This window comes from Deltaproteobacteria bacterium (assembly GCA_020848745.1).
Classification (GTDB): domain Bacteria; phylum Desulfobacterota; class Binatia; order UTPRO1; family UTPRO1; genus UTPRO1.
On the sequence record JADLHM010000046.1, the window covers coordinates 12795 to 26359 of the forward strand.

The window sequence follows — 13565 nt, forward strand, 5'->3', positions numbered from 1 at the left end:
GATCGCATGCGCCAGACCACGCCCCTCGATTCCGTTGTTCCCTCGAAACCGACCCGCCGCCGCGTCGCGCTGCTGACCCTGGCGCTCACCACAGTCCTCGTCGCGGATCTCGCCGCGCGCGGCCCGAGGACCGTCGCCGCCGGCGCCCTCTCGGGAGCGGTGAACGAGAATCCGCTGCGCAAGGCCGACCCCAAGGAGCGGGCCACCGCGCTGACTGCCGCCTGGACCACCTTCCAGAGCTCCTGTCGGCCGTGCCACGGCAGTCTCGGTGCCGGCGACGGCCCTCACGCGTACGCGTTCCCGAAACGCTCGGCCGACCTCCGCCGCCCGAGTCGCGAGGTCGCACCCGACGCGGTCCGCTTCGCCAGGATTCGCGATGGCGCCGCCGTGCTCCCGGAGCGTCCTTGGGAATCCAACATGCCGGCCTTCGGCGACGAGCTCGACGCCTCGGCGATCTGGGGCCTGGTGGCCCTGCTGGAAGATTTCGGGAAAGAGGGGTCGGGACTCGATGCCGAGTCCAGCGGCACGGACATCTATGCGGCTCGGTGCGCCGCCTGCCACGGCGCGAGCGGGGCGGGGGACGGTCCACTTGCCGCCGAGCTGCTCCCGCCGCCCCGCAATTTCGTGCATGGCGCGTACCGTCTCCGCTCCACGGAGTTCGGGGAGGCCCCGCTCGACTCGGACATCATCGGCTCCACCGCCCACGGCTTGGGGGTGACCGGCATGGGTCGCTTCCTGTCCCTCGGCGTGCAACGGCTCGAAGACGTCGCGGCGACGGTGATGTCGTTCAACCCGAAACTCTTCGCCGGCACGCCGAAGACCCTCACCGGCAGCCCCACGCCCGCGCAATCGATCGACCAGCTCGCGGCGCGCGGACGGGCCGTCTACGAGGAGGCGAAATGCGCCGAGTGCCACGGAGCGACGGGGCGGGGTGATGGACCGTCCGCATCCACCCTCAAGGACGACGAGGGCCATCCGTCCGTCGCCACCAACCTCACGCAGCGCTGGACCTTCAAGATCGGGAGCTCCGCGAACGACGTCTTCCGGACACTCGCGAGCGGCCTCAACGGCACGTCGATGAAGAGCTACTCGAACCTCCCCCCCGACGACCGTTGGGCGCTCGCGTACTATCTCGATCGCATCGGACGGGGGCGTCCGCGTGCCGCGACCAGCATCCCGGCCGCCGTCGTGACCGACGAGATCCCACTCGACCCCGCGCACCCGTTCTGGAAGGCAGCGCTCCGCACCGAGGTCCCGATGGCACCACAGATCGAGATCGCCCCCCACTGGACCGACCCCGCGATCTCCGTGGTCGAAGTGGTCGCCGCGGTCAACAAGGATCAACTCGGCATGATGCTCACGTGGGACGACCGGTCGCCCGATCTCCGCAACGACGAGACGCGCGCCGCCTCGGTCGCCGCGGCGCTCGCACGCCACGGCGCATGGAAGCTGCCCGACGCGATCGCCGTCGAGTTTCCGAAGGAGATCGACTCGAAGGGCGCGCTGCCGCCGAGTCTCCTCGGCGACGAGAAGCGGCCCGTGCGCCGCTGGTACTGGTCCGCGGAGCGGCAGGAGCGCGGCGAAGCCGAAGCGATCGTCCAGCTCGTCGCCGGTCCCCGCGCGACCCCCGTCACGAGCACCGACAGCGGACCCGTCCGGACAGCCGCAGCCCATGCGAACGGGCAGTGGCGCGTCGTCATGGTCGCGAAGCGTCCCGGTGCGGTCACGAGCCTCCCGGTGTCCATCCAGGCATGGGACGGCGGCGCAGGAGAGAGCGGAACGTGGTTCGGCTACTCCGCGTGGATGACGCTCAACCTCCAGTGAGATCCGTCGCGGCCTCCAGCGTGGCGGAGACCTCGAGCCAACCGACCGCCTGACCAGCGACGCAGACGAGCGCGAATCGCGTCTCGACCACCGTGTCGTGCGGTCCCTGTCGCCGAACGGGAATCACCCGCTCCAACGTAGCCACGATGGCGACCTCTTCGTCCCGCTCGTCGGCGCCTTCGAGTACGAGCGTGCCCCTCTCGGCGGAGACGTCGATCGCGGCGACGGCCGCCACGGTCCGATACGCCGCACCCGCCCGTCGATGCCCGACGAGCGCTTTCGCGCACCATCGATCTCTCGACCCGAGCGACTCGAGTGCGTCCGTGGCCAGCACGAGCGGACCGCAGGCCGCGTCTGGGAGAGTGATGCGCCCGCGCGGAACGCGCGCGCGCGACGACAGCTCGACGTCCGTGACGACGCCCCGCGTCGCGATCTCGTACCGGCGGCCCTCGATCTCTATCGCCCCATGCACCTCGCCGAGAGACTCGCTACCGATCGCGATCTGCGCCGGGTCCGTTCGACGGAAGCGGAGATCCAAACGGGCCTCGACGAGCCGGCCATCCGCGAGCCCGCGCTCGAGATCGAGAAAAGGCGTATGGGTCGGGAACGCTATGACCGGTCCGTCGTAGACGAAACGCATCGATCCGTCCGCCGCACGCTCACAGACCAGCGGCGGCACCACCCATCCCCTCGACGGATCGACGAGCTCGCCGGTGAAGAGCGCGAGCCGAGTGGGGCTCTCGCTCACGATCACGCGGCCGGCCACCGGCCCCCCGTCCCCGGCCTCGATGCTCACCATCACGAAGAGGTCTCCCGCGGTGAGCTGAATGCCCCGCCGTCGGGTCAGGCGTCCGCGGCCCGCCACGAGCACGGTGTGGCCACGCGTTCGTGGCGGTTCGAGGCGACCCGCCAGGAACGAACGCGCGGTCGACGCCAGCTGACCGAGGAACCGGTCCCGGCGAACTCCGGGCCACCGGAGCGGAATCGCCAGCTCGAGCTGCGCGGCGTCGATGGTCCCGAAGCCTCGGAGCGCCGCGATCGGGCAGGACGTCTGATCGTCCTCGTCCCCGTTCAGCCGAAAGAGTTGGAGCAGATTGTCGGGATGCGCGGCCGGATAGCGACTCCCGATCGTCACGACGACACCGTCGGTGGCGACGCGTTCGCGGAGCGGCCGAACGCACGCGGCGACGAAATCATCGGACACCGTACCGGAGCCGGGTCGCACCGCGCGCAACCCCTCGGGATGCTCGCGCAAGCCGATCCCGATGTCGCATGCGACCTGGCCGACGTTCCACCCGTGGATCACCAGGACCAGCGCTCGCCCCGCATCGGTGATCATGCCCCGCAGCATCTCTCCCACCACGTCCATGAACCAGGGAGCCTCGCGGCGAACCTGGCTCGTGCGGTTCAGATCGAGCTCGTTGCGATCCCTGTGCTCGTTGATGACGACGCCGGCGTCCAGGAGCCGTCCGAGCTCACGGGTCACGTCGGCGGTGTGGAGGTCGTTCACCTTGTGCCGACCCGGGATGCGCAGGTCGCGGCGCCGACCCCCGTGCGGCGCCAGGAGCAGGATCGGCGCAGCGCCGGGTCGGACGACCAGCCACGGTGGATAGGTCGGCATCGCGAGAAATCTACCTGCGGTCTCGTGCCTTTGTCACCGCGTCGTCGCGGACCCGTCATTCCGCGCGGCGCTTTGACGGGTTTCCTCCTCACGGCTAGAGGAAGCGGGCGCCCATGACGGGTTTGACGACGCCGCACGCGTACCCCGGCAAGCTGATCATCGTCGAAGGCATCGACGGCTCCGGGAAGTCGACGCAGCTCTCCCTGCTGCACAGCTGGCTCCTCGCGCAAGGGCGCAAGGTATTCTTCACCGAGTGGAACTCGTCGGCGCTGGTGCGCCGATCGCTGCGCCGCGGAAAGAAGAAGGACCTGCTCACCCCCACGACGTTCAGCATACTACATGCCGCCGACTTCGCGGATCGCCTCACGTTCAAGATCATCCCTCCGTTGAAGGCCGGCATGACCGTGCTCGCGGACCGCTACGTCTACACCGCCTTCGGACGCGACGTCGCACGCGGCGTCGACGACGAATGGGTACGCGCGCTCTACAGCTTCGCCCCCAAGCCCGACCTCGCCATCTACTTCCGGGTCCCCATCGAAGTCTCGCTCCAGCGCATCCTGAGCGGACGGACCAAGTTGAAGTATCACGAAGCCGGCATGGACCTCGGCCTGAGCCGCGATCCCACCGAAAGCTTTCGCTTGTTCCAGAGCCGCATCCTCGTGATCTACGACGAGTTGGTGCGGGAGTTCGGACTCGAGGTCATCGACGCCACCGCCGACATCACGCAACAACAACAACAGGTCCGTCGATTGGCCGCGGCTGTTCTGGGATTGGAGGGGAGGGCGCCGCGTGCACGACGCCGATAAAGCCTTCTACGGCAACGGCCTTCCGTACCTGAAGATCAGCCCCCTGCGGGGCAGCCTCATCGTCATCGAGGGTACGGACGGCGTCGGGCGCTCGACCCAGATCGAACAGCTCACGCGTTGGCTCGAGGTCCAGGGGTACGGGGTGGTCAATACCGGGTGGACCCGTTCACCGCTGCTCGCCGAGACCATCAACGAGGCGAAAGCCGGGCACGAGCTGAACGTCACGACGTTCAGCCTGCTCTATGCCGCGGACTTCGCAGATCGGCTCGAGAACCAGATCATCCCCGCGCTTCGCGCGGGCTTCATCGTGGTCGCCGACCGCTACATGTACACCGCGTTCGCGCGCAACGCGCTCATGGGTGCCGATGCGGAATGGACCCGCAAGCTCTTTGGCTTCGCCGTGGTGCCCGACCTGATCCTCTACTTGCGGATCGACGTCAAGCATCTGGTCCCGCGCGTACTCGAGTCCAAGGGAATGGACTACTGGGAGTCCGGGATGCACCTGAAGCTCGGCAGCGACATCTTCGAATCGTTCCGTCGCTATCAGGCACGCATCCTTCGCGAGTACGAGCGCATGGCGGGCGAGTTCGGCTTCGTCACCGTCGACGCGCAGCAACCGGTCGACGCGATCCAGGCCGAGCTGCGGACGGTGATCGGTCGCTACCTCGCCGGCGAGCCGCCATCGAACCGGTCGCGTGCGACGAGCCGCCGACGGCCGCGTCACGTCGCGCCTCGTCGACGCCGATGACTGCGGGTATGGAACACCCCCGATGTCGCCTCACGCCGATCGTGCTCGCCGCGTTGCTGAGCACGCTCCTCGGATCGCTCCGGGCCGCGGAAGGTCGCGTGCTCCTGATCGTCGTCGACGGGCTCGACGCGCGCGAGATCACTCCCGAGGTCACGCCGATCCTGGCCCGGGCATGGCAGAGCGCGTCCTGGTGCCCCGGGGTCCGCGGCGTCGCCTCGATGCCGACCCGGACGAACTCGAATCACGCGACCCTCGTCACCGGCGTGGAGCCGGAAGCGCATGGCATCACCGGCAATGCCGTCTGGGATCGACGCACCGGACGTGTTCGCAAGTTGGGGCGCGCTGCCGACCTACAGACGGAGACCATCTTCACCATTGCCCGAAGGGCGAATCGCGGCCTCCGAACCGCCGCCGCCGTCGGCAAGCCGAAGCTCGGCGCGATGTTTGCCGGCGACGACGCGCATCAGGTGCCCCCCGACGAGCTCTGGGACGCCAGCACCGCCTCGGACTCCGCGCGTGACGAGATCACGCGCTACGCCTACGACGGCACCACCCTGGCCGCCGCACGGGCGCTCGTCGAACATGCCGGAGCGGATTTCGTTCTCGTGAATCTCGCCGACGTCGACCGTGTCAGCCACGGGTACGGACCGCAGGCGCAACAAGCCGTCGAGACTCGCCGCCGCACCGACGCGGCGCTCGGCACCTTCCTCGAATGGCTGACGACGCGCCCGGACTGGAGCACGACGACGGTCATCGTCACGGCCGACCACGGCTTCGACGCGATCCGCGAGAAGCCCGTGCGCTTCGCGGAGGTCCTGGCCGCCGCCGATCTTCGCGGGCTCGAGGTGGTCGGCGAGGGAGGAACCGCACACGTGTACCTCACGCGACCCTCGAACCCGAGTCGCGACGCTGCCACGCTCGCCGCCGCGCGACGCGTCGCACTCGGGCAGCCGAGCATCGCCGAGGTCTTGTACGTGCGGTCGAACCCTGCCGACAGTGACACGCGCTACACGCTCGGGGCGATCCATCCGGACTGGCACCTCGGCCACGAGCGCACCGGGGACCTCCTCCTGGTCACGAAGCCAGGATTCCAGATCGTCGACGGCAGCAGGGAGGAGGCCAAGCTGCTCGGTAACCACGGGGGCCCCGCCGAACGCATGGTTCCCGTGATCGCCGTCGGCGGCGCCACGACCTCCGAGCCATCCGGTTGCGAGGACGTGACCTCGGCGGACATCGGACGAACCGTCCAAGCCTGCCTTGGCCTTCCCGAAACGCGCCGCCTCGACGGTCGTCCGATCGCACCGGGAGCGCGCGGACGCGTCCTTCCCGGCATCTGCCCCCCCGTGGCGGTCGTCACGCCGCCCGTCACGGTGCCGTAACGATCCGGTCGTCCTGGAGCCCTCCGCCGCACGGCAACTTCATCGTGCCGTTACATGCAGGGAACGCCGGCGTCACGGAACGACGGGTACAGGCAGGACATGCGGCGTCTCTGGGCTTCTGGTACAGGAAGCGACCCATGACTCAGCGCGGGGACGGCCGCAAGCGCAAGATCCTGGTCGTCGAGGACGAGAAGGACATCCGCGACCTACTCCGTTACAACCTCGAGCAGGATGGGTTCTTCGTCCTCGAAGCCGACGAGGGCGAGCTGGCCCTGGCGTTGGTGAAGCGCGAGCGACCGGCGTTGGTCGTTCTCGATCTCATGCTGCCGGGAATGTCGGGGCTCGACATCTGTCGCGCCCTCCGCCACGACGACGAAACGTCCACGGTTCCGATCCTGATGTTGACCGCGCGTGCGGCCGAAGTCGACAAGGTCGTCGGTCTCGAGATTGGTGCGGACGATTACGTCACCAAACCGTTCAGTCCGCGCGAGCTGCTCGCCCGCATCAAGGCCGTCCTACGGCGCGCGCATGGCCACGACGCCTCGCGGCCACACGAGTTCTTCGAGCGCGGCCGGCTGCGCATCGACTTCGACACCCATCAGGCCTTCCTCGACGGGCAGGAGGTGAAGCTCAGTCTTCGCGAGTTCGAGCTGTTGTCGTTCCTCGTCCGTCACCCCAACCGCGTCTTCGAGCGCACGCAGCTGCTCGATCTGGTCTGGGGTCGCGATACCTACGTCGAGCCGCGTACGGTGGACGTGCACGTTCGACGTCTCCGTACGCGTATCGAGCGCGACGATCGCAAGCCCGAGTTGATCCTCACCGTGCGCGGCGTCGGCTACAAGTTCAACGATGCGGCCCTGGACGCCTAGACTCGTCCTCTATTTCCTGCTGCCGACCCTGGTGACGTTTCCGCTGCTCGTGACGGGCGGATACGTGCTGGCGCGCCACGCGCTGGTCGGGATCGCCGACCAGGTCGCGGGGACCGCGGCCGTCGAGGAGGCACGCGCGATCGGAGCCAGGCTTCCTCCGGATCTCGCCGCCGCCGCGGGTCAGCGCCATTGCCACGACGAGGTCCACGGCAGCGTCGTGCGCTTGACCGTCATCGCGGCCCAAGGACACGTCCTCTGCGACACCGAAGCGGATCCGGCCGGCATGGTGAATCACGCCTCGCGTCCCGAGGTCCTCGAAGCCCTCGCACATGGGGCGGGCATCGCACGACGCGACAGCTCGACGCTGCGACGTCCGCTCCTCTACGTCGCCGTCCGCCTCGGTGACGGCGCGGCCACACGCATCGTCCGAATCGCCATCCCGACCGAGCTCGTGGCCGGCGCGGAGCGCCGCCTCGACGCTATCGTGCTCTGCACCATCCTCGCGACCGCCGTTTTGGCGGTCGTGCCGGCTCTGTACCTCGGGCAGCGCCTGGCCAGGCGTCTGGCCCGTATGGTGGCCTTTTCGCGCGCGGTCGCCTCCGGCGACCTCACCGCGCGCCTCTCGGCCTCGCGCCGCGACGAGCTCGGTGAGCTCGAGCAGAGTCTCGACGAGATGAGCCGCCAGCTCCGGATGTGGCTCACGGGCATGCAGGCGGAAAGCGACAAGGTCCGCGGCATCCTGGGAGCGATGATCGAGGGAGTCGTCGTGATCTCCGCCAACGGCAAGATCATCCTCATGAATCGTCGCGCGGAGGAGATCTTCGGTCTCGATCCGGACACCGACTACCATGGACGTCCGCTCATCGAGACCTGTCGCGATCACGAGCTCCAGGAGCTCCTGCGCGAGACCGTCGCGACCGGCATCCAGGTCTCCCTACGCGAGATCACCCTCGCGGACGAAGCCAAGCGCCATCTCGCCGTCAGCGTCGCGCCGCTCGCGGACCGCATCGGCTTCGTGCTCGTGTTCCACGACATCACGGAGATCAAGCGCCTCGAGACGATGCGGCGCGACTTCGTCGCCAACGTGAGCCACGAGCTCCGTACGCCGCTCACCGCGATTCGAGGCTACACCGAGACGCTGCTGAGCGGGGCCATCGACGACCCGGCTCGGGCGCGGAGCTTTCTCGGCGTCATCGATCGCCACTCGGAACGTCTCAGTCGCCTGATCGACGACCTGTTGACGCTCTCGGATCTCGAGCTCGGCAAGACTCCCGTCAAGAAGGAGGCAGTTCTCCTGGAGTCGCTGGTGGACGAGGCGTTCGAGGTCCTCGGCGCCAGGGCGCGCCGCGGCAACGTCACGCTCGTCACGGAGCTTCCGCCCGGGCTACCGCTCGTGCTCGGCGACGGAGATCGCCTCCAGCAGGTCCTGATCAATCTCGTAGACAACGCCGTGAAGTACACCCCGGCCGGAGGCACCGTCACGATCGGTTCCCGTGTTCCACCGCACCCCGACACGTCGATGATCGAGGTGAGCGTCACCGATACCGGCCTCGGAATTCCCGCGGAGGAAATTCCACGTCTGACGGAGCGATTCTATCGCGTCGACAAGGCGCGCTCGCGCGAGCTCGGCGGCACCGGACTCGGACTCGCGATCGTGAAGCATATCGTGCAAGCGCACCATGGGAAGCTGATCATCACCAGCACGCCCAACGTGGGCACCTGCGTGAAGTTCATCATCCCAAGGTGGAGCGCACGCGAAGAATCGTCCTAGACTCCCGCGCGCGAGATCACGGAGTTCGCGGCACGAAACGCGGAGCCTTCACGGAGCCGGCCACCGCAAACGGCACGATCGCCGATCCCGAGGGATCGAGAAAAGAAGCGACGAGCGCGCCGGACGGCGCGAACTCGCGCACCAGCGCGGGAGGAAGGCGCACCGTTCCGCGCCCTTCGACGTCGCCGTCCGCGCGCACACGGACTTCGCCTCCGGCCACGACCTCGCCAGATGCCACGTACACTCGGGATAGACGCCACACGCCTCGCCGCCAGGCGAAGGCGGCGCGCAACTCGTCGAACGGCAAGTCCGGTCCCGCAAGAAGCGGGGCTGCCGCGGCCAGCGCAAGGTGCGCCGTACGATCCAGCGCGAGCACCTGTACGGGGCCGCCGCCGACAAGGCGACCGCCGCGCACGGCCACGCGGCCATCGAGATGGACGCCGGCGGGAGCACGCTTCACGTCGAAGCGCATCTCGGCGCGACCCTCGATCCGGACTCCGAACGGCATGAGCGCGCTCGCAGAGACTTCGCGGCCCGCCACGGTGAGCACGAAGGGACCGCCGTCGGTCCGCACCATCCCCGTCACGTCGAGCGTGCCGCCGCCGAGCCGGCCACGGAGCGCGATCCGACCCTCAGTATCGCGTAGCTCCATCCCTCCGGTGATACCTTCGAGCGTCGAGGATTCCGAGGCGTCATCCCGGAGTACGACAGTGCCGTCGACGACGTCCACGCGCTCGACGGCATCGAGGGTCGCGAGCACACGATCGGCCACCTCGGGCGCCGTGACGACCGCGATCGCCGGACGCGCCACCTCGAGACGTGGCCGGACGAACACGAGCCGCCGGAGCGACGAGTCGCCCGCAACGAGTGACGCAAGCGCGACGGTTGCCGCGACCTCATCCGCGGTGAAGATATACTTGCCGTGCTCGTAACGTAGGCGCTGCAAACCGACGATGAACGTCCCGGACGGGCCGAGCCGACCGCGGATCGCCTCGATTCGGACGTCGGCGTCGAACCATCGGCTCGCCACACGAGCGACCGCGGAGCTGAAGCCCAGCACCGGACGCCGCGCCGCCACGAGCGCCACGCCGGCAAGCGCGATCGCCAGGGTCGCCGCCCACGCCAGACGGCGCCACGACGAGCGCGGAGGTCGAGTCCCGGACGCTCGTGTCCCCGCGTCGGCGGCACGCGAACCGGTCATTCGCGTCGCGGCCAGACCGGCCGCAACCACATCGAGACAGCTCCGACAACGGGCCACGTGCGGTGCGAGCGCGTCACGCTCGGTCTCGTTCGAGCGACCCTCGAGAAAGGCCCCGAGCCGTTCGTCGTCCGGACACGGATCCGTGTCGCGCACTTCCTCGCTCGTCATGCCGGCCCTCCGAGGAGCCGCCGAAGTCGTTCCAGTAGTCGACTCTTACGTACGTATGCGGCGTTCATCGTGACTCCCAGGATCTCCGCGACGTCGTCGAGGGATCGACCGCGCACCAGGTGCAGCTCCGCCAGCAGGCGATCCTTCGGCGCCAACTGTCCCATCGCCCGATCCAGACGTTCGGCGGCCTCTGCTCCTTGCAAGGCCGCCTCGGGATCGCCCCCCGCGTTTCGGAGCGATCGCCGGAGTTCGATCATGTGCGGCGTATCGTCGTCCAGCGGAACGAGACGCCCCTCGCGTCGCAACCGGTCGATGGCCATCCGAACCGCCACCACCTTGAGCCATCCCGCGAACGAGCATCCGTGTCGTCCCGCGAACGTCCGGAGCTTTCGGCCGTCGTCACGCAACAACGCTACGAATACCTCGTGGGTCAGGTCGTCCGTCAGGTCGCTACGCCCGCGGCTCCGGAAGGCCAGAAACCGCGAGATCGCGTCTCGGACGACACCGCCGAACTCGTCGACCAGCCGCTCTGCGGCACCCGCCTCGCCGGCCAGAAAGGCCTCGAGGACGGGATCCATCCGGTCCGGCCCCCCATCGTCCGGAGACCGATCAGACATGACCGGGATACGTGAAAGATTCGCGCTCCCGGCGCGTCCTGGGGGCATGGACGCAACGGCGTGGAGCATTCTCGGAGCCACCGCCACGGCGGGTCCGTGGGTGGCGCGATGGGCGTATCGAGCGGGTCGACGCACTGGCGGAAGAAAGACGACGCCGTGGCGCCCGATCTTTCAGCTGGTCGACCACCGAACGCATTGCCTCGGTCACGACAGCCGCCGGGTCCGGAGCGATCTCGGCGCCATCCTGCCGCTCTCTCCCGCCGCCTGGACCGAATTGTCGGCGATGCGTCGGCCCGTCCCGGTCTCGCGCATGCCGGTGCGCGCCGCCGCTCGGACACCGTGACGCCGCTCGGCGCCTTCGCGGCCGGGGTGGTCCTGCAAGTCGCCGTCGGCATCGTCGCGTACCATCGGGGATGCCGTCACGGACGCGTCCGACTTCCGGCAAACCTCGTGGGTGAGCTTCGCGACCACAAGCTGCGCTGCCTCGGCGAGGACGCCGGGCGCGTGGACCTCGAGATCGCCCTCTTGTGCGAGCCAGATCTCCAGGCGCCGGGCGTACGGAAGATCACGTCGCGATAGTCAGCCGTTGATCTCGTGGAAGAGGTACGGTGCCGCCTCGGCCATCATCTCCTGCAGGATGGTCTTGAGCCCCTTCTCTCCATCCTCGAGTCGGCCGACGAGGCCGGAGAGCACCGCGAAATAGCGCTCCTTCTGCTCGAGGGTCATCGCCGGCAGTCGATCGTTCATGGCACGCGCGAAGCGCTCGTGCGTCATCCGGATCTGCTCCGCCAGGTCCCGTTCCAGGTCGTCGCTCATGCGTCCTCCGTGCGTGCGGTGACGTCTACGCGTACCGTCGCTGGACGTCCAGCACCCCTATGACGTCCTAGTCATGCAATCGGGAATAGTGCGCACCGACGATTGACTGGCGAAACGCGCGGTCGCAAGACTGCGCGCGTGACGGCGGGACTGGCGGCGGCAGACGGGGAGACGGCGGCGCCCTTCGACATCGACGAAACGCTGGGGCTCCTCGGAACGTCGCCCGCCATCCGCAAGCTCCGAGCGGAGATCCGCGCGCTCGGCCGGAGCGAGTTTCGCGCGGTATTGGTGCAGGGTGAGTCTGGGGTAGGGAAGGAGGTCGTCACCGAGGCGCTCCGGCTCGCCTCTCGCCGCGCCGCCGCGCCCTACGAGGTCTTCGATTGCCCGGCCGTTCCGGAAGATCATCTCGAAAGCGAGTTGTTCGGAACGACGCGCGGCGCCTTTCCGGGCGCCGTCGACAAGGCTGGAGCGCTCGAGCGGGCACACGGGGGCACGGTGTTCTTCGACGAAATCGCCGCCATGCGGCGCGAGCACCAGGCCAAGGTGCTGCGGGTGATCGAGGGAAAGGGATTTCGTCGCGTCGGCGGTAGTCGCGGGATCACGGTGGACGTCGCGGTCATCGCAGCGGCACACGAGAACCTCGCCGCGCTCGCCGCCGCGGGAGCCTTCCGCCACGATCTCTACTACCGTCTGATCCGGGACGGCTGCCTCTCGATCCCGCCCCTGCGCGAACGGCCGGAAGACGTCACGTTCTTGGCGCGCCACTACCTCATGAGTCTCCGAGATCCGGTGCCGCGCATCGAGCCGGCCACGATGCTCCTGCTGATGGATCACCCATGGCCGGGCAACGTCCGCCAGTTGCAAACCGTGCTCCGTATGGCCCTACGGTCCTCCGGCGAGGTCCTCGACGCTGGGACGATGCGAGAGGTTCTGGCGCGGTTCGACGACGCCCCCGGCCATCCAACGATCAGCTCCGCGACCGCGACGCCGCCGATCGTCGCCGAAGGGAGGTTCGCGTCCTCACCGTGCCGGACCTCGCCGGTCGAGACGGACTTCCATGTCGCAACGGCCCGCATGCAGCGCCAGTTGCTCCTGGACGCGTTTACCTCGGCGGCCGGCAACAAGACTGCCGCCGGCATCCTACTCGGCTTCCACCTTTCTCCAGGCGAGCAGCGCGTCGAGGTCCACGACATCACCGACGCACGACGCAATCTCGCCTTGCGCAAGTTTCGCTACTGGTGCGCGCGCCTGGACTTGACCGACTCCCTGGTCCGCCGCGGGCACATCCCGAGCGTCAGGACACCGCCCTGACGCGATCGGAGCGCCGCAGCATTCGACATCCCCCCGGGCGTTCACCTCGCAGAAAGGAAACTCCCATGCAGTCACGGATCCAGCAGCTCCTCACCGCACTCGCCGTCGCGATGATGGTGGGGATCGTCGGAAGCACTCTCGCCTCCGCCGAAGTCGAGCATCGAGTCGACCTCAATACGGCGTCGGCCGCCGAGCTCGCGACCTTGCCCGGCATCGGCGACTCCAAAGCCAAAGCGATCGTCGAGTACCGGGTCGCCGACCCCTTCAGGTCGATCGAGGACCTGAAGAAGGTCAAGGGCATCGGCGACAAGACCTTCGAAGCCCTCAAACCGAGCTTGAAGGTCAGCGACGCGAGCGGGACGAAGTAACGCGAGCACCCATGGCGAAGGGCCGACCGGAACCTCGGTCGGCCCTCGCGACGGCCACGAGTCGAC

13 protein-coding genes are annotated in these 13565 nt (G+C 68.4%); 9 read left to right on the forward strand and 4 right to left on the reverse strand.

Annotation, left to right across the window (positions count from 1 at the left end; all coding sequences use genetic code 11):
- Positions 1-6 precede the first annotated feature (6 nt).
- Positions 7-1824 carry a c-type cytochrome gene (locus IT293_05815; GenBank protein ID MCC6764162.1) on the forward strand — a complete coding sequence of 606 codons (1818 nt, stop codon included), beginning with the start codon at positions 7-9 and terminating at the stop codon, positions 1822-1824.
- On the opposite strand, the gene IT293_05820 is transcribed toward IT293_05815, so the two are convergent.
- Complete coding sequence (locus IT293_05820; GenBank protein ID MCC6764163.1) at positions 1811-3445, reverse strand: hypothetical protein; 1635 nt, start codon at positions 3443-3445, stop codon at positions 1811-1813. The genes IT293_05815 and IT293_05820 overlap by 14 nt on opposite strands.
- Before the next feature lie 113 nt (positions 3446-3558).
- On the opposite strand from IT293_05820, the gene tmk (IT293_05825) reads away from it, so the two are divergent.
- The 5 genes from tmk (IT293_05825) (at position 3559) to IT293_05845 (ending at position 9018) form a co-directional block, all read left to right on the forward strand.
- On the forward strand, positions 3559-4251 hold the full coding sequence (gene tmk, locus IT293_05825; protein MCC6764164.1) for a dTMP kinase: 693 nt from the start codon (positions 3559-3561) through the stop codon (positions 4249-4251).
- On the forward strand, positions 4235-4999 hold the full coding sequence (gene tmk, locus IT293_05830; protein MCC6764165.1) for a dTMP kinase: 765 nt from the start codon (positions 4235-4237) through the stop codon (positions 4997-4999). Before tmk (IT293_05825) ends, tmk (IT293_05830) begins: the two co-directional genes overlap by 17 nt.
- Positions 5000-5007: 8 nt before the next feature.
- Positions 5008-6378, forward strand: a complete 1371-nt coding sequence (locus IT293_05835) for an alkaline phosphatase family protein (GenBank protein ID MCC6764166.1) — start codon at positions 5008-5010, stop codon at positions 6376-6378.
- A gap of 137 nt (positions 6379-6515) precedes the next feature.
- Positions 6516-7247: a response regulator gene (locus IT293_05840; protein ID MCC6764167.1), complete on the forward strand. Its 732-nt coding sequence runs from the start codon at positions 6516-6518 to the stop codon at positions 7245-7247.
- Positions 7228-9018 carry a PAS domain-containing protein gene (locus IT293_05845; protein MCC6764168.1) on the forward strand — a complete coding sequence of 597 codons (1791 nt, stop codon included), beginning with the start codon at positions 7228-7230 and terminating at the stop codon, positions 9016-9018. Before IT293_05840 ends, IT293_05845 begins: the two co-directional genes overlap by 20 nt.
- 16 nt (positions 9019-9034) lie before the next feature.
- Here the strand turns inward: IT293_05845 and IT293_05850 are convergent, their stop codons facing one another.
- Entirely contained in the window at positions 9035-10387 is a 1353-nt protein-coding gene (locus IT293_05850) for a hypothetical protein (protein ID MCC6764169.1), read from the reverse strand.
- Positions 10384-11073, reverse strand: a complete 690-nt coding sequence (locus IT293_05855; GenBank protein MCC6764170.1) for a sigma-70 family RNA polymerase sigma factor — start codon at positions 11071-11073, stop codon at positions 10384-10386. Before IT293_05855 ends, IT293_05850 begins: the two co-directional genes overlap by 4 nt.
- A gap of 270 nt (positions 11074-11343) precedes the next feature.
- On the opposite strand from IT293_05855, the gene IT293_05860 reads away from it, so the two are divergent.
- The gene (locus IT293_05860; GenBank protein MCC6764171.1) at positions 11344-11583 is read left to right on the forward strand and encodes a hypothetical protein; all 240 of its coding nucleotides are present in this window, start codon (positions 11344-11346) and stop codon (positions 11581-11583) included.
- Here the strand turns inward: IT293_05860 and IT293_05865 are convergent, their stop codons facing one another.
- Positions 11584-11820, reverse strand: coding sequence for a hypothetical protein (locus IT293_05865; protein MCC6764172.1), 237 nt, complete (start codon positions 11818-11820; stop codon positions 11584-11586).
- A 138-nt stretch (positions 11821-11958) separates the two neighbouring features.
- On the opposite strand from IT293_05865, the gene IT293_05870 reads away from it, so the two are divergent.
- Both IT293_05870 and IT293_05875 read left to right on the forward strand, forming a co-directional pair.
- Complete coding sequence (locus tag IT293_05870; GenBank protein ID MCC6764173.1) at positions 11959-13131, forward strand: sigma-54-dependent Fis family transcriptional regulator; 1173 nt, start codon at positions 11959-11961, stop codon at positions 13129-13131.
- 110 nt (positions 13132-13241) lie between these two features.
- Entirely contained in the window at positions 13242-13499 is a 258-nt protein-coding gene (locus IT293_05875; GenBank protein ID MCC6764174.1) for a helix-hairpin-helix domain-containing protein, read from the forward strand.
- The last annotated feature ends 66 nt before the right edge of the window (positions 13500-13565 follow it).